At 43.5% G+C, this 19580-nt stretch carries 12 protein-coding genes; 5 read left to right on the forward strand and 7 right to left on the reverse strand.

Annotation, left to right across the window (positions count from 1 at the left end):
* Window positions 1–87 precede the first annotated feature (87 nt).
* On the reverse strand, window positions 88–2982 hold the full coding sequence (locus FTU01_RS04875) for a valine--tRNA ligase (RefSeq protein ID WP_180138377.1): 2895 nt from the start codon (window positions 2980–2982) through the stop codon (window positions 88–90).
* A 175-nt stretch (window positions 2983–3157) separates the two neighbouring features.
* Here FTU01_RS04875 and FTU01_RS04880 point away from each other — a divergent pair, with 175 nt between their 5' ends.
* The 3 genes from FTU01_RS04880 to FTU01_RS04890 all read left to right on the forward strand — a co-directional run bounded on the left by FTU01_RS04880 (window position 3158) and on the right by FTU01_RS04890 (window position 6200).
* Window positions 3158–3853 (forward strand): hypothetical protein, encoded by a 696-nt coding sequence (locus tag FTU01_RS04880; RefSeq protein ID WP_159122836.1) that lies wholly within the window; start codon window positions 3158–3160, stop codon window positions 3851–3853.
* Window positions 3853–4659 carry an SDR family oxidoreductase gene (locus FTU01_RS04885; RefSeq protein ID WP_159122835.1) on the forward strand — a complete coding sequence of 269 codons (807 nt, stop codon included), beginning with the start codon at window positions 3853–3855 and terminating at the stop codon, window positions 4657–4659. The genes FTU01_RS04880 and FTU01_RS04885 overlap by 1 nt, the downstream gene beginning before the upstream one ends.
* Before the next feature lie 266 nt (window positions 4660–4925).
* Window positions 4926–6200 (forward strand): glutaminase, encoded by a 1275-nt coding sequence (locus FTU01_RS04890; RefSeq protein WP_180053103.1) that lies wholly within the window; start codon window positions 4926–4928, stop codon window positions 6198–6200.
* 136 nt (window positions 6201–6336) lie between these two features.
* Here FTU01_RS04890 and dhaK read toward each other — a convergent pair whose 3' ends face one another.
* Window positions 6337–8067: a dihydroxyacetone kinase subunit DhaK gene (gene dhaK, locus FTU01_RS04895; RefSeq protein ID WP_180138379.1), complete on the reverse strand. Its 1731-nt coding sequence runs from the start codon at window positions 8065–8067 to the stop codon at window positions 6337–6339.
* 273 nt (window positions 8068–8340) lie between these two features.
* On the opposite strand from dhaK, the gene FTU01_RS04900 reads away from it, so the two are divergent.
* Window positions 8341–8715, forward strand: coding sequence for an endonuclease domain-containing protein (locus FTU01_RS04900; protein WP_180138381.1), 375 nt, complete (start codon window positions 8341–8343; stop codon window positions 8713–8715).
* Window positions 8716–8808: 93 nt separating this feature from the next.
* Here FTU01_RS04900 and FTU01_RS04905 read toward each other — a convergent pair whose 3' ends face one another.
* Both FTU01_RS04905 and metH read right to left on the reverse strand, forming a co-directional pair.
* Window positions 8809–9639 (reverse strand): TIGR02391 family protein, encoded by an 831-nt coding sequence (locus FTU01_RS04905; RefSeq protein WP_166137052.1) that lies wholly within the window; start codon window positions 9637–9639, stop codon window positions 8809–8811.
* Window positions 9640–9892: 253 nt separating this feature from the next.
* Window positions 9893–13579 carry a methionine synthase gene (gene metH, locus FTU01_RS04910; protein WP_180138383.1) on the reverse strand — a complete coding sequence of 1229 codons (3687 nt, stop codon included), beginning with the start codon at window positions 13577–13579 and terminating at the stop codon, window positions 9893–9895.
* Window positions 13580–14095: 516 nt separating this feature from the next.
* Between metH and FTU01_RS04915 the strand changes: the two genes are divergently transcribed.
* On the forward strand, window positions 14096–15715 hold the full coding sequence (locus FTU01_RS04915; RefSeq protein ID WP_034589959.1) for an inorganic phosphate transporter: 1620 nt from the start codon (window positions 14096–14098) through the stop codon (window positions 15713–15715).
* 353 nt (window positions 15716–16068) lie between these two features.
* On the opposite strand, the gene FTU01_RS04920 is transcribed toward FTU01_RS04915, so the two are convergent.
* The 3 genes from FTU01_RS04920 to FTU01_RS04930 all read right to left on the reverse strand — a co-directional run bounded on the left by FTU01_RS04920 (window position 16069) and on the right by FTU01_RS04930 (window position 19456).
* A complete protein-coding gene (locus tag FTU01_RS04920; protein ID WP_180138385.1) occupies window positions 16069–17613 on the reverse strand; it encodes a hypothetical protein in 1545 nt (514 codons plus the stop codon).
* Between the two features lie 167 nt (window positions 17614–17780).
* Complete coding sequence (locus FTU01_RS04925; protein WP_180138387.1) at window positions 17781–18725, reverse strand: ABC transporter substrate-binding protein; 945 nt, start codon at window positions 18723–18725, stop codon at window positions 17781–17783.
* A gap of 113 nt (window positions 18726–18838) precedes the next feature.
* Window positions 18839–19456: a rhomboid family intramembrane serine protease gene (locus FTU01_RS04930; protein WP_180138389.1), complete on the reverse strand. Its 618-nt coding sequence runs from the start codon at window positions 19454–19456 to the stop codon at window positions 18839–18841.
* Between the last annotated feature and the right edge of the window lie 124 nt (window positions 19457–19580).

The following is a 19580-nucleotide window of genomic DNA, read 5'->3' on the forward strand; positions in this document are numbered from 1 at the left end:
ATGGTGATTAATTCTACAATTTCAATACTAATTATTACAAAAAACCCTCACAAAGAGGGTTTTTTTGTGAATCAAACTAACAACACATTAAAGCGCCGCAATCTGCTCCATATTTGCTTTAATCTTCGCTAACTGGTCAGCAAATTCAGCAAGTTTTACTTTCTCGCCTTCAACCACAGCAGCAGGTGCTTTCGCAACGAAACCTTCATTCGAAAGTTTGTTGGCAATTTGGTCATGCTGTTTTTGAACTTTATCTAGGTCTTTTTGCAGACGACCCAATTCAGCTTTAGGATCAATCAGACCTTTCATTGGAACGAATACAGACACATGACCAACAACAGATGAAGAAGACAATGGTGGTTGTTCGCCATCAGCAAGGAAAGTGATGCTTTCAACTTTCGCCAATGCCTTAAACAAGGCTTCAATACGTGTGATCTGTGCTTTTTCAGCTTCAGTCGTGTTCTGAAGAAGAACTGGTAACAAGCGAGCATTACCCAAGCCCATTTCACCACGGATGTTACGCACCGCACCAATCAAACCTTGCAGCCATTGCATATCTGCTTCAGCTTGTTCGTTGATCTTCGCTTCGTCAGCAACAGGGTACTGAGCCAGCATGATGGTCTCGCCAGAGATCCCCAGTTTAGGCGCAAGCGTTTGCCAGATTTCTTCAGTCAGATACGGCATGATTGGATGCGCAAGACGTAAAGATGCTTCCATCACAGCCAGTAACACACGACGCACTTCGGCTTTACGCTCTTCAGACACGTTTTCATCATTCAGAACCGGTTTAGTCAGCTCGACATACCAGTCACAGTATTCATTCCAGATGAACTCGTAGATCGCTTGTGCAGCCAAGTCTAAACGGTAAGTCGCGAATGCTTGCTGAACTGCTTGTTCCGCTTTTTGCAGACGGCTTACGATCCATTGTTCAGGCAATTCCCAAAGATCAGGACGAGCAGTTTGACCAACGGTTTGAGCTTCGACGTTCATCATCACGAAACGGGTACCGTTCCAGATTTTGTTGGCGAAGTTACGGTAACCTTCCACACGTTTCATGTCGAATTTGATGTCACGGCCAGTATTGGCAAGCGCACAGAATGTGAAACGAACTGCATCCGTACCGTAAGCCTGAATACCTTCTGGGAATTCTTTACGGGTAGATTTTTCAATCTTCGCAGCCTGTTTAGGGTTCATCAGGCCGAAAGTACGTTTTTGTACCAAGGTTTCCAGATCAACACCGTCAATCAGGTCTAATGGGTCAAGCACGTTACCCTTAGATTTAGACATCTTCTGACCTTCGCCATCACGTACTAGACCATGTACATACACAGTTTTGAATGGTACTTGTGGTGTGCCATCTTCATTTTTCATGAAGTGCATGGTCATCATGATCATACGGGCAACCCAGAAGAAAATGATGTCGAAACCAGTGACAAGAACATCAGTCGGGTGGAAAGTATTCAAGAAATAGTTTTCTTTATCTTTCGCTTCGTCGCCAGTCCAGCCTAAAGTTGAGAATGTCCACAAACCAGAAGAGAACCAGGTATCCAGTACATCTTCGTCCTGTTTCAATTCAACTTCAGGTGCAATACCGTGTTTCGCACGAACTTCTTCTTCGTTACGACCGACAAATACATTGCCTTCAGCATCGTACCAGGCCGGAATACGGTGACCCCACCATAATTGACGTGAAATACACCAGTCTTGAATGTTATTCATCCATGACATGTACATGTTGCTGTACTGCTCAGGAACGAACTTGATACGGCCATCTTGAACCGCTTCAATTGCAGGTTCAGCCAGTGGCGCAATTTTTACATACCATTGGTCTGTCAGTAATGGCTCAACGATCACACCTGAGCGGTCACCGCGAGGTGGTTTTAGTGTGTAAGGTTGGATTTGGTCTAACCAGCCTTCAGCTTCTGCTTGCTCAACCAGTTTTTTACGTGCTTCAAAACGCTCTAAACCAATGTAGTCTGCAGGCGCAGGGATGGTTTTAGAAATCTGTTCGCCCGCTTTCGCGATGTATTCAAACTCAGCCAGAACTTCGGCATTTTTGTTGAAGATATTGATCAGTGCCAGACCACAGCGTTTACCCACTTCATAGTCATTGAAGTCGTGTGCAGGTGTAATTTTTACACAGCCTGTACCGAATTCTTTTTCAACATATTCGTCAGCAACAATGGCAACGGTACGGCCAGTAATAGGCAATACGATATTTTTACCGACAAGATGTGCATAACGCTCATCTTCAGGGTTGACCGCAACCGCAGTATCACCGAGTAATGTTTCTGGACGAGTGGTTGCAACGACAATATGGTCTTTGCCATCTTGAGTGCGAAGCGATTTATCTTCAAAGAAATATTTGAAGTGCCACAATGAGCTTTGTTCTTCTTTATCAGATTCTACTTCAAGGTCAGACAGGGCGGTTTGCAGTTTAGGGTCCCAGTTCACCAGACGTTTGCCGCGGTAAATCAGGCCTTCTTCATGCAGTTTCACGAATACTTCTTTAACCGCGTTGGATAAACCTTCATCCATGGTGAAGCGTTCACGTGACCAGTCTACTGAAGAACCCAAACGACGGATTTGACGGGTAATGTTACCGCCAGACTGTTCTTTCCATTCCCAGACTTTTTCGATGAACTTTTCACGGCCCAGATCATGACGACTTACGCCTTGAGCACCTAACTGACGCTCAACAACCATCTGAGTTGCGATCCCCGCATGGTCAGTACCTGGCTGCCATAAGGTATTTTTGCCTGACATACGGTTATAACGAGTCAAGGCATCCATGATGGCATTGTTAAAACCATGACCCATGTGCAAGCTACCAGTGACGTTTGGCGGCGGAATCATGATACAGAATGATTCACCTTTTTGAGACGGCTTGAAGTAACCGCGCTCTTCCCAGGTTTGGTACCATTTTTTCTCGATCTCGGTCGGATCGTAGGTCGTAGCAATATTTTGCGCTGAATCAGTCATAGTCTAAACAGATCAAAAGTGGATAAAAAATTGCATCTATTGTAGCAAAAAAATCAAGGCATGCGGCAGCTTAACCAAAAGCAAACTTTCGCCAATTGGCAGTTGCCTGAACTCAACGTATGATAGATTGATAAAAACGCGACTCATCGCAGACGATTAAAAAAAGGATAACAAGATGAGCTATAGCATTTCTCTCAAGATTCACCCCGATACCCATCAACGCTTTAAAGACCTGCATTCCCGATTTAATGCCGGTGAGCAGGAAAGCCTGGCCAAACTGCTCGGTGAAAATCTGGCCGATATTGCCTGTGAAATTATTGACCAGATTTTTGGTCGTGTGGTGCAGCTCTCTAGCTCCCCAGATCAGGAATCCGAAAAAGTCATTCAACAGATTTTAGAAACGACTCGCAAATATATGCCATGGTCGGTTTCTTTCTTTGGTAATGATCGGCTGATTCCTATGGTGAACTATCTGTACAAGATGACCCATGAAAATGAAGATGGATACTTTGTTCGCTATCCGGTAGAGCGCATGCTGATCATGGAACTGCTGGGCTGCGTGGAGCAGATGAAAAGTGGCAATAACCAGTATGTCTCACCGGCATTGAAAGCTTTTATTCAGGTGGTGGATCAGGGTGTGACGCATCTGGTGCGTGAACCAAAAAAGATGCTGAAATTTAATGTGGTGGTGGATAAAACATTGAATGGTGTGATTCACCTGACCACACAACTGGGTTATAAACGTTTTGATAAACTCGGTAGCCTCTATGATGCGGATACCATGAGTTATTATTTTGAGCAGTTGCTGGCATTTCTGGAAGATGAAATGCCGCCAGGAACACATTCATATAAAGAGGGTGACAGGATTTAATGGCAAAACTAGAAAATTTACAGGGAAAAGTAGTCTGGATTACCGGAGCATCTTCAGGAATTGGTAAGGCACTGGCTGAAGAATGTGCTGCCCAAGGTGCACAGATAGTATTGACTGCACGACGTTTGGAAGAACTGGAAAAAGTCCGTTCAGGACTGGTGAATCCTGATCAACACATCTCAGTCGTGGCCGATATTACTGATGAAAGTCAGGTACGCACGGCTTATGAACAGGTGCTGAGTGAGAAAGGCCGCATTGATTGGCTAATCAATAATGCCGGACTCAGCCAGCGTGCCCTGATTCAGGAAACCACCATGCAGACTGAACGCGCCATTATGGAAGTCGATTATTTCTCTCAGGTGTTTTTCACCAAAACAGTTTTACCGACATTTTTAAAACAGAAATCTGGCCGGATTGCTTTTATTTCCAGTGTGGCCGGCCTGCTTGGAACTCAATATCGGGCGTCTTATTCAGCAGCCAAAGGCGCGATTCATATGTGGGCGAATAGCCTGCGCGCTGAAATGGCAGATCAGGGTATTCAGGTATCCGTGATTTTTCCGGGCTTTATTAAAACTAATGTGTCTTTTAATGCCTTAAATGGGGAAGGCAAACCTCAGGCCAAGCAGGATGAAGCGATTGAAAATGGCCTGGAACCGGCTGATTTTGCCCGTCAGACTGTAGAAGCGTTGAAACGTGGTGAAGAATATATCGTGGTGGGGGGCTCTAAAGAAAAACTGGGTGTTCTAGTGTCACGTCTATCGCCAAAAGTATTGTATAAGATGATTCGCAAAACTAAGGTGAAATAATCTGTTTGCAAGATCAAGCTGGTTGTCATCGGTTACAGGTTTATTGCTCGATAGAAATAGACCTGTAATCTGAAAATAGTATGCTCATCTTTATAATTTATCTATTTTAAGCTTCCTGATCTTGTCCAATGAATTCATTTATTTCCTCTATCTCTTTTGTCCATATCCCATTTTCACAACATAAAACTGCATAAAAGTAGCAAAACCGTCTTCAGTATTCAGTTTTAATAAAAATGATATAAAAGATTGAGATGGGAGCATTTGCCATGAAAACGCCGGTACCGGATTACTTGAATCATGTGCTTTCTGCTTGCCATGATAATAAAAAAGGCGCGCTGGCAGATTACATTCCTGAACTTGCTGCGGTTGATCCTGACAAGCTCGGACTTGCACTATCGACAGTAGATGGAACCATCTATTCTGCCGGGGATGATGACGTTGAATTTACCATGCAGTCTCTTTCCAAGCCTTTTGCCTATGCGCTAGCAATCAAGGAACTAGGGCTAAAACAGGTACTGGAAAAAGTGGGTGTAGAACCTTCGGGAGAGGCCTTTAACCAGATTTCGTTGGAAAAAGAACGCAATATTCCAAAAAACCCGATGATTAATTCTGGTGCGATTACCACGCATTCTCTGATTCCTGCCAAGAAAACGGTATCACGTGCTGAACAGTTACGCCGTTTTTTAAGTGGACTGGCTGGACGTGAATTGTCCTTTGATGAGCAGGTGTATAACTCTGAGATTAAAACGGCTTTTCGGAATATGTCGATTGGCTACATGCTACGTACCGTCGGTGTGCTGGATGAAGATCCTAAAGAAATCGTGCATGGCTATATCAAGCAGTGCGCAATTAAGGTCACAGTCAAAGACCTAGCGGTGATCACTAGTATATTGGCCAATGGTGGTGTGCATCCCAAGACGGGTAAGCGCATGCTGGATCGGGCCTTAGTCCGGCAATTGCTCAGTGTCATGCTGACCTGCGGTATGTACGATGCTGCTGGGGACTGGCTGACCACAGTGGGTATTCCTGCCAAGAGCGGCGTGGCAGGTGGCATTATTGGAGTGCTGCCAGGGCAAGTTGGGATTGCGGTATTTTCTCCAAAAATTGATGAGCATGGTAACAGTGTGCGTGGTGTCAGAATCTTTGAAAATCTGTCGCACGATATGGGGCTGCACCTTATGGAAGGTACGCCGTCAGCACAGACCATTCTGCAAAGCCGTTATACGGTGGGTAAAAAGAATAACGTCGTGGTTTATGAACTGCGTGGAGTGCTGCAATTTACTGAGTCTGAAATGCTGCTACGCATTTTGCAGGATGAACCTGAAGGTAAAAGCACTATTATTCTCGATTTGACTAATCTCACTTTGATGCATGATGTCGGTGCCCGAATGCTGTTTGAAGGTGTAGATCGTTTAAAACAGGATGGACATAAAGTACTAGTCGTAGATTCAGAAGGTTTGCTGGATAAGGACCAGTTGAAGGGTAGAAAAAGGGTGGTGGTGACGGAGGAGTTGGAGAAGTTTTTGGAAAAGTATAAATAACCTCTCCCTTGCGCAGCAGTGCTGCTCATCTCCTAAAAGGAGAGGGAATTTCACTGTGAAATCTAACCCTCTATTTAATTAAATGAGACACCCTCTCCCTGTGGGAGAGGGATGGGATGAGGGATAAGTCAAAAAATTACTTAATATGCTCAGCAATATCAGTAAAGATCACACCTAAACCATGCGCACCAGCATCTGGATATCCCAGACTTCGATCACCTACAGTCCCGGCACGACCCATACGTGCGACGATCTCTTTAGTGGATTCCGCACCTTGAACTGCTGCTTGAGCGCCTAGAACAAAGTTCTCTTTGAAGGTCTTGTCGATATTGGCAGACCACGAATCTGCGCACGGCACCAAAGCATCAATCAGGGTTTTGTCACCTACAACGGCACCACGGCCAAATGAACGTTCACCAGTCGTTTGAATACCTTTTACCGCAGCTTGTAGCATCTCTGCAAAATCCGCCACAGTTAATGTGGTTTTACCTTTAATGGATTTGCTGGCTGCACGGAAAGCAGAACCCCAGATTGGACCAGATGCACCGCCACAATGTTCCATGATGATCATTGAACAGTTCAGCAGAAAATCATCCATCTGTTCAGCTTGAACCAGTTCATGCCATTGGCGTTTAAGTTGTTTAAAACCTTTGGCCACACTCATTCCGAAGTCGCCATCACCAGCATGAGCATCTAACTCACAGAAAGGTACTTCATTTTTAATGATGCAGGCACTCATCACATCGACCACATAGCGCATGTTTTCAATGGTGAATTGTTCATTGGCAATCACAGCATGTTCAGGATGCGTTTCAACATCTGTATTTACTGTGCGTACAGCAGCTTCGTCTTTGGCCGCAAACTCAAATGGCAGTGCAGTTGAACCATCTATTTTAAATGCAGGAGTATTGGCTTCTGCATCCAAATAAGTTTTCAATTCATCATCCACCGCCAACAAGGAAACAGATGCACCTGCCATGTCGATACTGGTCATGTAGTTGCCGACAAAGGTACGGTAAATCTTGATGCCTTTGCTTGCCAGATGTTCACATACATCATTATTAAACACATACAACTCTTGCAGTGGCGTTGTGCCAAAGCCATTTACTAGAACAGCCACTTCAGTCAGGTTTGGACGATCCAGAAACAAGTCATCAACAATACGTTGTGCCAGTTCTTTAGACGGCAGAATCTTTTCACGACGGATGCCCGGTTCACCGTGGATGCCTACGCCGTATTCCATTTCATCATCAGCTAAAGTGAAGGTTGGTGTGCCTTTGGCGGGGACGGTACAAGAGGTATAGGCAAAACCAAGGCTAGTCACATTGTCAGCTGCTTTTTGCGCAAGCTCTTTCACACGTGCAAGTTCATAACCTTTTGATGCGGCAGCACCGGCAATCTTATGGACGAAGACCGTACCGGCAACGCCACGACGGCCAACTGTATATAGACTGTCTTTTACTGCGATGTCATCTGCGACTTTTACGTAATCAACCTTGATGCCATCTTCAGTGGCTAATACAGCGGCATTTTGAAAATTCATCATATCGCCAGAATAGTTTTTGATGATCATCAACACGCCTTTGTCAGTCGCCACTTGCTGCAAGGCTTTATAAACCTGAATCTGTGAAGGTGAGGCAAACACGTCACCACATACGGCAGCGTCCAGCATGCCTTGGCCGACAAAGCCCGCATGAGCAGGTTCATGACCGCTACCACCCCCACTGATCAGGGCGACATTTTGGTGTTTTTCTTTTCTGGAAATAATTTTATAAGCTTCATTAAATGCCAGTTCTGGATGTGCCAGGACAAAGCCTTTGCACATTTCGATAACGATGTTTTCAGCACCGTTCATGAGTTTTTTCATTGGAATACCAAGAGTCATTGATTTGGGAGATAAATTTATTGGCCTATTATTCATGAAAGTGATGATTCTTGCAGACTTAAAAGTGTAAAAATGAATAGTTTGGGATTGATGGGTTAGAAAAGGGGCGCATATTTGATAAATTAAATCCCTCCCAACCTCCCTTTAATAAAGGGAGGGGATGTCACGCAATTCATCTGATATGTGGAGTCCCCCTCTTTGTTCTTGCGCCATATATGGCTCAGGGTTAGGGGAGATTAAAAATAGAGAATAAAAATGAAACCCTATAATAAAAACTTAAAACAAGCCTCACGTGACTTACGTAACAACTTGACCGATGCTGAAAAGTTATTATGGTCACGACTTCGGAATAAGCAAATTTTAGGTTCGCAGTTTTATAGACAGAAGCCAATTTTAAATTACATTGTGGATTTTTACTGTCCCGCTGCTAATTTGATTATTGAGTGTGATGGCAGCCAGCACTTTACGGATGAAGGATTGGAAGCAGATCGAATTCGAGATGAAGCTTTGGCTCAATTTGGGTTGAAAGTATTGAGGTTTGATAATGGGCAGGTGATGGGGCGGATTGATGATGTAGCAAATGTAATTTATAAATATTGTTTGAATGAGCTTTCTAAAGAATCCCCCTAAATCCCCCTTTTGCAAAGGGGGACTTCAAACGAATTTGATGGCGGTTATGAAATCATGTAGTTCCTCCCTTTTTCAAAGGGAGGTTAAGAGGGATTACATTTTACCTTCATACATTTTTTTAGCTTCAACTACTTTGTCTAATTTTCTATGAATTAAGGACACAGTTGATAAAATATCTAAAGCATCTTGTTCATCTATATTCCATGTGATTTTAGGGGCATGAGCTGTAGTATTTCTAAATGTTCCAAATATCCCTTTAAGTAAATGCATAAAACCGTTTTGTTCACTCTGATGACTTGGTGTAGCTAAACTATTTAAGGCTAAATAAGGAACTTTATTTTTATATGCAAAAGCTTGATCTACTAATTCAGAACCATCACTTGTTAGTTTTGTTTTGATTCTAATTTTCTCAGCAATACTTTTAGTGGCTTCAAAAACCGCATGAAAATAATTATCTACAAGTAGTTCTGCTCTACAGAAGGCTAAAACATCAGGATGTATTTTTCTATCTAATAAAGTTTTTCTTAAATTTTGTGCTCGTGCTTCAGCTTCATCAAAAGTTTGAACTTTGTCTGCTTGCTTGAGTTCGCCACTTTCATTGAGTTCAAAACCTTCAAATGACAATACATAATTCAATTCAGTTCGTATATTTTCAAACCATTCTTTTCTATGGATATGTCGTGAAGGACGCATAACATACTTAATAAAAGCTAAGACATTATTGGAACAGCGATCTTCAGTTTGTTTTGAGTATAGAGCATCATATAAGCGTTTCCATTTTGTTGAATTTAATTGAAGATCTTTGATATTACATTCAGCCAGATACTTGGTAATTTCTGTTCCTGAAAGCCCATTATTAGTTTCACCTAAAGTTTTACAGATGCTCTCTAAGCTTCCAAGATCTAAACTTTTTATTATTGCCATTTGTCAATCTTAAATTTTTCATGGATTTAAGCATTCTAAATATTCATTTTATTTATAGCAATTTAATCTCTTCCAATCTCCCTTTAAAAAGGGAGGAGCTGTTATGTAATTAAATTAATACGTGAAATTCCCCTCTTTGAAAAAAGAGGGGTTAGGGGAGATTAAAAACAAAAAAATCCCCTCACTCGAGGGGATTTTTTATATTCGATAAGAATGGATTCTTCCCCCTTTATCAAAGGGGGATCGAGGGGGATTAAACCACTGAATCATCCAGATTTGGCGCTAACCAGCGTTTCGCTTCATCCAGTGTCCAGCCTTTACGTTTCGCATAATCTTCCAGCTGATCGCCAGAGATTTTGCCCACGTTAAAGTATTCAGTTTCAGGGTTCGCATAGTAGAAACCGCTTACTGATGAAGGTGGCCACATTGCAAAGCTAGAAGTCAGGTAAGTACCCATCTTCTCAGTCGTACCTAACCAGTCAAACAATGGCGCTTTTTCAGAATGTTCAGGACAAGCAGGGTAGCCCGGTGCAGGGCGGATGCCGACATACTTCTCTTTAATCAATTCATCATTGTCCAGCGTTTCGTCTGCCTGATAGCCCCAGAACTCTTTACGGATCCGCTGGTGCAGATGCTCTGCGAACGCTTCCGCAAAACGGTCACCCAAGGCCTGAACCATAATTGCATTATAGTCATCACCTTTGGCTTTATATTCCTGAGACAACTCTTCCGCACCGAAGATCGAAACGGTAAAGCCACCCAAGTAATCCTGAGCCACATCTTTAGGCGCAATAAAGTCAGCCAATGAGTAGTTAGCCTTACCGGTTACTTTGTCAGACTGCTGACGCAAGTGCTCGAATGTATGTGTGATATTGCCAGCTTCATCAGTCACCGCAACCGTATCTGAACCGGTACGATTCGCAGGGTAGATGCTGAACGTTGCACGCGCATCGAAACGTTTATTTTCGATGATGTCTTTCAACATCGCTTGCGCTTGTGCATACAGGTCACGTGCGGCTTCACCCACGACTTCATCTTCAAGGATTTTCGGGAATTTGCCCGCAAGACTCCAAGAAATAAAGAACGGTGTCCAGTCAAAGTATTCCACCAAGGTTTCTAAAGGATAGTTGGTGAAAGTTTGTGAACCGATGAAGTTTGGTTTAAATGGTGCATTCTTATCGAAGTCGATTTTAAAACCATTTTCAACCGATTCAGCATAAGACAGTTTCGCTGCTTTCGGCTGCTTGTTGGCAAGACGGATACGAATTTTTTCATAATCCGCTGCATAGTCTGCTGCCAGTTTTGGCTTCATCTCGGCAGAAAGCAATTGAGTCGCTACACCGACGGCACGAGACGCATCAGCTGTGTAATACACGCCATCATTCTGGTATTGAGGGGCAATCTTCACAGCAGTATGCGCTTTAGAAGTCGTCGCACCACCAATCATCAATGGAATATTAAAGCCTTTACGCTGCATTTCTTTGGCAACGAAAACCATTTCATCTAGAGACGGTGTGATCAGACCAGATAAACCGATGATATCAACTTTTTCGTCAATCGCAGTTTGCAGAATCTTTTCACATGGCACCATGACACCAAGATCGACCACGTCATAACCGTTACAGCCCAGTACTACGCCTACGATATTCTTACCGATGTCATGTACGTCGCCTTTTACGGTCGCCATCAGGATTTTACCTTTGGCTTCGCCTTGGGTTTTTTCTGCTTCGATGTACGGGTTCAACCAAGCTACGGCCTGTTTCATGACACGTGCAGATTTCACTACCTGTGGCAGGAACATCTTACCGGCACCGAACAGGTCACCGACTACGTTCATACCGGCCATTAATGGGCCTTCGATTACGTCGAGTGGACGAACAGCTTTCAGGCGAGCTTCTTCAGTATCCTGATCGATGTAGGTAGTGATACCTTTGACCAGCGCATATTCAAGACGCTTTTCAACGGGTTCATTACGCCATTCAAGGTTTTCTTCCGCTTTTTGAGCGCCACCTTGACCACGGTATTTTTCAGCAATTTCAAGCAGTTTTTCAGTGGCTTCATTGCCGCTTTCACCTTGGTTACGATTCAGGATCACATCTTCAACTGCATCTTTCAGGTCTTTGTCGATGTCATCGTAAATCGCCAACTGACCGGCATTTACGATACCCATAGTCAGACCTTGCTGGATACCGTAGTACAGGAATACTGCATGGATCGCTTCACGTACCGGCTCATTACCACGGAATGAGAAAGATACATTCGAGATACCACCAGAGATCATCGCATTTGGCAGGTTCTGTTTAATCCAGCCAGTCGCTTCGATGAAATCTACTGCATAGTTGTTGTGTTCTTCGATACCGGTTGCAACAGCGAATACGTTCGGGTCAAAGATAATGTCTTCAGACGGGAAGCCAACTTCATTCACCAGCACGTCATAAGAACGCTTACAGATTTGTTTTTTACGTTCAGCTGTATCTGCCTGACCATTTTCATCAAATGCCATGACGATCACAGCTGCACCGTACTGACGGCAGAGGCGGGCACGTTCTACAAACTCGTCATAACCTTCTTTCAAAGAAATCGAGTTAACAACCGCTTTACCTTGGACGCATTTCAGACCGGCTTCAATAATTTCCCATTTTGATGAGTCAATCATGATTGGCACACGTGAAATATCAGGTTCAGATGCGACCAGATTCAGGAAATGCACCATCGCACCTTCTGAATCGAGCATGCCTTCATCCATGTTGATGTCGATGATCTGTGCACCGGCTTCAACCTGTTGACGGGCAACATCTAGTGCTTCAGCGAAGTTTTCTTCTTTGATCAGACGCAGGAATTTTTTCGAACCGGTGACGTTGGTACGTTCACCGACGTTCACGAACAATGAATCTTTGGTGATGTTAAATGGCTCTAAACCACTAAGGCGACATGCTGGTTCAATTTCAGGGACCTGACGCGGAGCAATACCCTCAACTGCTTGAGCAATCGCGCGGATGTGATCGGGAGTGGTACCACAACAACCACCGGTGATGTTGATTAGACCACTTTCAGCAAATTCTTTAATGAAAGCTGCAGTTTCTTCTGGAGTTTCATCATAACCACCGAAGGCATTTGGCAAGCCGGCATTAGGATGCGCAGACACAAAAGTATCCGCCACATCAGACACAGTTTTTACGTGTGGACGCATGGCATCTGCACCCAGTGCACAGTTGAAACCAATCGAGATCGGTTCTGCATGACGCATTGAGTTCCAGAACGCTTCCGCAGTTTGACCAGTCAAGGTACGGCCAGACGCATCAGTAATCGTACCTGAGATCATGATTGGCAATTCAGTGCCCAGTTCTTTAAACACTTCTTTCACTGCAAAGATGGCAGCTTTGGCGTTTAAAGTATCGAATACGGTTTCGATCAGGATGATATCAACACCACCTTCAATCAAGGCCTTGGTTGATTCGATGTAATTCACTTTCAATTCGTCAAAAGTGATATTACGGAAAGCAGGGTCATTTACATTTGGTGAAATCGACGTAGTACGTGATGTCGGCCCAATCACACCTGCCACAAAACGTGGTTTTTCAGGCGTTGAGTATTTTGCACAGGCTTCTTTGGCAAGACGCGCCGCTTCACGGTTGATCTCAGGAACCAGATCTTCCATGTGATAGTCAGACATTGAAACACGGGTGCCGTTAAAGGTATTGGTTTCAATAATATCGGCACCGGCTTCAAGATACGCTTCGTGAATGCCTTGAATAATCTGTGGCTGAGTCAGCACAAGTAAGTCGTTATTGCCTTTAAGGTCGTATGCCCAATCAGCAAAACGCTCACCACGATAATCGGCTTCTTCCAATTTATGGCGTTGGATCATGGTACCCATCGCACCATCGATAATTAAAATTCTCTTGGCAAGAAGTTCTTTTAGGGTGGCAAGTGTGGACATTCAAACTTTCTCAGTAAGCATCAAAAACGGCAATAATCTTAACAGATTAGTGCGCAGTTTTCTGTAACGCTTATACAGAATGCTGGATATGCTTGATATGAAAATTTGATAAAGAAACTCAAGCCGGTATAGAAAGCTGAAAACAGATGGAAATCTGGAAATTAAAGTTTTTGATAAAAGGGTACGACTGGAAAATAAAATGTAAGCAGCTTTCATCAGAGTGTCATATTACAAAGCTAATCTTTAGCCAAATATGACAGGCTCGGAAATATGACAGCCGGGTAGGAATGATCAGATATATTGCAAAACATGAATAAAGCTGGGCGATTCAAGCGTTTTATTTTTAATAAATAATTGATTATATTTGTATATTTTTAAAATTTAGAGCATGTGGTTACAGGATAAACGGCAACGAGAAAGTCTAAAAAACTGGTTTATATGACAGCACTTTGTCATATAATTGTCACAATTTAACTGAACAATATGGGGATTCTTGAATCCTCTATTCCTGCTTGCATGAATTCTAATCAAACTCCCTTAGGTTCAGCACAACAGTCGCCTTCTGATAAGCCGGCCAATGTTCATGTGCCCACACCGAAATTTTTTATGCCGGTGTTTCTGACTCTAATTATCTCCACGCTGATCTATATCGGCTTCCAATTGACTTCAGATTTAGCTCATGTCCCACCGATCGGTCTGTATTCAATGCTTCTTTTAGGCACGGCGTTATTCATTGCGCTGGGCTTCGAATTCGTCAACGGTTTCCACGACACGGCCAATGCGGTTGCGACCGTGATTTATACCAATGCATTGTCTGCACCGGTTGCAGTCATGTGGGCAGGTTTTTGTAATTTCCTTGGGGTAATGGTGGCCAGTGGTGCTGTTGCATATGGGATCATTGCATTATTGCCTGTCGAGCTGATTATGAATGTCGGCACAGGTGCCGGTTTCGCTATGGTTTTTGCCATGCTGATTGCCGCGATTCTCTGGAATTTGGGTACCTGGTTCCTTGGCATTCCCGCTTCCAGTTCACATACCCTGATCGGTTCGATTCTGGGGGTAGGTATCATGAACTACCTGTTGAATTCAGGTGGTGGTGCTTCTGGTGTGGATATGGAACAGGTGCTGAAAGTTGGTAAAGCATTGCTGTTTTCACCTCTGATCGGTTTTGCTTTTGCTGGGGTACTATTCCTGTTGGTGAAGAAGATCTTCAGAAAGCAACTTGAACTGTTTAAGCCACCTGAAGGCAATAAGCCACCACCACCGCTGATTCGTGCCATTCTGATCTTTACCTGTACAGGTGTGAGCTTCGCGCATGGTTCAAATGACGGTCAAAAAGGTATGGGTCTGATCATGCTGATCCTGATCGGTTGTGTACCTTTGGCATATTCATTAAACAAAAATCTGGATGCAGCACATATCCAGTCTTTTGGTCAGTTGTCTGCGCAAACGGCTGATGCGATTTATCCGCAGCATGAAGATATTCCGGACGAAAAAGCACGTGCCATCATCACGACCTACATTCAAACCAAAGAATTGAATGCTGAGGTTGTTCCTGCACTGGCAAGCCTGACAGATCATTTGGGTGATAAAGTCGGTAGCTACAGCAATATTAAAGATGTCCCAGAAACACAAGTTTCAGAATTCCGTAACGACATGTACCTGAGCACCACAGCATTTAAACGTCTGGACAAAGCAGAAGCTTTACCGGCAATGAGCGAGGCTCAGGAAAAAACCGTTGATGAGTATCGAGACAACTTGGATTCATTCCTGCAATACATTCCGACCTGGGTGAAAGTGGCAACAGCCTTGGCATTGGGTTTAGGTACCATGGTGGGTTGGAAACGAATTGTCGTAACTGTCGGTGAGCGGATCGGTAAAGAGCACATGACTTATGGTCAGGGGATGTCTGCCGAACTGGTAGCCATGTCTACGATCGCTGCTGCTGATGGCTTTGGTATGCCAGTATCTACCACTCATGTCCTGAACTCTGCAGTTGCAGGTACCATGGTGGCGAACAAGTCGGGCCTAAACTTTAAAATGGTCAAATCAATTCTGTCTGCCTGGGTATTTACACTGCCAGCAACGATCTGTTTATCAGGTGGTTTGTACTGGATTCTTCTGAAAGTTTTCTAAGAAGATTCGATGTAAAAAACGCTGCTTAGGCAGCGTTTTTTTATGGGTGATTTTTATATTTCCTTGTGGAAGATAGGAGTACTCCTCTTCTGCAAGAGATGAGGGATTTAAATAAAAGATGACCCTCCCTAACCCTCACTTGCGCTGCGCTTTAAAGCTTGCTCAGGAGAGGGAATCTTCTTGAAGATCCAAAAGAAGTATTAATTTCACAAAGAAAACACCCTCTCCCTATGGGATGAGTAACATTGCTACGCAAGGGGGTGAGGGTAAAGTAAAAATACTTTTTCACTAACCCATATTTGAGTATTACCTTAAAACTTGCTCTGGAGAGAGATCTATCTATTTAAGAAGAATTACTTCTTCAACTTCTTACCCAATAATCCCTTTGGTAATTTATCCGTTGCAAAACCATACAGCGCAGCAAAAGGCAGAGCAGTACGTGCCAGATAAGCCACACGCCATAAACCGCCATGATTTGCGCCTGACATCATCAACTCAAGTGGATGGTTGAGTTGTATATCAGGATTGGCCACAGATTCAGGATTACGTAGGTCGTGAATCCACAATGCCGCCATAATCGCATTGGTGGTTTCAGGAGCGAATGCTTCTACATCAAATAGGCTGGCACCGTTAAATGCAGCTTTCAGCAGTGGATTCTTGGTCACAGAATAAGTCGTTGTTGAAGGAGCGATATTGATGCTCACTTGCTGCCCGTTAGCACGTGCCAATGTTGCACGCCATTGCTGGATGCGTTTAGCCAGTGCATAGTTCGGACCTTGCTCAATGACCAGACAGTCACAAACACCATAAGACTTATCGCCAACCTTAAACAGATCCTGCTTATTTTTCTGGAAAAAATGCTTGCGTGAAATCAGTGAAATGCCTTTGGTTAAAGTGCTTTCTAGCTTAGATAATTGCTGATATTTGCTTTGTGAAGCCTGAACGACTTCTTCTGGAACTGCATATACATCCGTCGGGGTGCACATATACATCAGGCTGGTATTGGCTTTCTGCTTGCTAACATATTTCATAATGGCATCCATCGCCATGGAAACACGTACGTGCTTTTCACCGTCCAGATAAGCAATCGCCGCGAGATCCAGATCCTGTTTGAACTGAATCAGCCATTGGGCAATTTCAGGAATCTGAGTGAGCAGGTTAGCCCCCAGTTTTTCTTTTAAAATGTCCAGTGAAGTATCAGCAGGAAGCGCTTCAACTGATGGTGCATATAAAGTGGCGTTGCCTTGACTTACTGTATCCAGAATTTTGCCCCAGACACGAGTATTCGGCAGGTCAATCGCGACAATATTGGCTTTCCATTTCGACAACCAGGTTAGTGGACCTGCTTCAGAAGCGGCTCCAAATAGAACAGTGGTACGATCGGATAGGTCAAACCATTCCGGATGGGCAATACATTCACGCAGTGCATTGGCATGACTCGGTTCGACGATACCATGCTCTTCCCAAGACTGGATCTGATCCAGTAATGCTTGTCCTTGCAGTTTTTTGCCATGATAGGGCACATACCATTCTGGGGCTTTTTCAGACTGGCCTTTCAGCTGGAAAGTATTCAGGTTCTGCGCAGGCAGAGACATCACATCTTTTAGTAGATGCTTCTGACCATCACGATAAAATTCAAAGCTGGCATGTGCAGTTTCCAGACCTTGCTTGGCAATACTCAGTGCTGCACCCGCAGAGCGTAATCCATCTTCAACCAGATGTTTAAAGTGCAGCGGATATTGCTTACGCCAGTTCTTTTCCTGCTGTGCTGCGGTAGCATGTACAGGATCGACTGCGCCTAAGGCTTCAGAAATAATATTACGGCCGATTTTCGATGTGCTTGGTTTTTGTTGTGAAGCAGAAATGGGAAATTGAAGACCGTCTAGGGAAGTGGACATGCAAAATATCTCGCGATTTACAGCAATTAATATACAGATGTATACATTATCGCTGCTAAGTTGCTTCCTGAGTTGGCATTAAATTCCAGTCTTGGGTCTTAATTTATTACTAGATGTTTCAAATAAAAAGGAAGCTTGAAGCTTCCTTTTTAGTAATGGGTTAAAAATTAATTCGCTGTGCCTTTAATGAGTTCTTCCAGCATGAAAGCGGTATTGTCCAAACCTGCACCAGTGATGTACCAGGCATCAGCATTCACATAGATCACTTTTTTCTCTGCCAAGGCTTTGGCATTTTTTAGGGCAAGGTGTTTCTGAATATTATCCTGAGCGGTATATTTCTGGGTATTCACTGCACCACGATCCAGGATAATGATGTAATCCGGATTCTTCTCAACGGCTGCTGTAATACGCTGAACATTTTTCTCCGTTGCTTTCAATGCTTCCGGAGAGCCGGCTTCTGGACGGGGTACATCCGACTGTTCAGAGGGATCCAATACCGGTTTAAAACCTGCTAATTCATAGACAAAGCCAAAACGGTCATTTTCTGCATGTGGCATAAAATTTTCACCGACCGCAAACAGCATCAGTGCAGTTTTGCCTTCAGTCTGCTTTTTAAGCTGTTGCTGCAGCGTTGCGATTTTACCGAGCTTTTCAGTAGCAATTTTCTCTTTACCAAATGCACGAGCCAAGACATGGGTACGTTCCGTCAGATCGACAATATATTGGCTAGTATCTGGAGAAAGGTCTAAAGTCGGAGCAATGCCTTTAACAGCCTCGGCTTTAGAAGCCGAACGGCCACCGACAATAATCAGGTCGGGTTTAGCAGCTTTTAGTACATTGAGATCCGGTTCAAACAGAGAACCAGCTTTGGTGAATTTGTCCTGCTGGTATTTGCTTAAGTTGCCTGCAAAGCTTGCAGAAGGCACCAGCTGAGCTTCAGGCCCTAGTGTATTCAAGATATCCAGTGCCGAAAGGTCATATACTGCGATCTTTTTCGGGTTTTTTTTGAGTTGAATATTTTGGTCTTTATAGTCGAAAGTGACCTGTGCAGAAACTGTAAAGGAAGACGTCAGTCCTAATATTGTGGCAAATGCTAAAGTCTTAAATTTCATGTTTATTCCTCTAAATTCGCGACAAGATTAGCATAATTGGTAGAAATGAAAATCATTTACATATATGAATGATTAAAAAAGGGATATTTGCTATCCCTTAATCATTCAAAACTTTAGAAGGGGATTTGAGTCAATTTATTCAGGAAATGCGGAATAAGTCGTGGCTCCAGAATAATCGTCATCATCACACCATAAGCTGCACCCCAAAGATGGGCACTGTGATTAATATTGCTGTTGCCACGTTTGCCCGACCAAATGCTATAGGCCACATATAAAACAGCAAAAATAATCGCAGGTACGGGAATAAAGAATACGAAAATCAGCTTCCATGGTTCAAACAGAATATAAGCGAACAGAACCGCGGATACTGCACCGGAAGCACCCAAGCTGGCCCAGCGCGCATCATTTTTATGTTTCAGATAACTTGGCAGAATCGCTGCAACCAGACCACCTAGATAAAACAGGATAAAGCCCAGATCATATAAATACTGGCGATAAAAACTTTCAATAATGCTGCCGAAAAAGAACAGCGTGATCATATTGAATAGTAAATGCGTGCCATCTGCATGGATAAAACCATGGGTAATGAAACGGTCATATTGACCACGTTGCATGGCAGGCGGCCAGAAAATCAGACGATTCATTACCGTTTCTTTTGAAAAAGCAATAAAAGAAACAATACAGGTGATCAGAATAATAGTGACGGTATGATTAAAAGGTAAATCAAGCATATAAGTAATTCTGGTTCTATCTATTTGACAATGATCATGCCATTAAAACAAATCTAAAGTGCGACTTTTATAATAAATCCGACAATTTTGGTTGAATTTTTATAATTACCCCGCATCTTCAGTT

The sequence above is a fragment of the Acinetobacter sp. YH12043 genome (genome assembly GCF_013419915.1).
Classification (GTDB): Bacteria; Pseudomonadota; Gammaproteobacteria; order Pseudomonadales; family Moraxellaceae; genus Acinetobacter.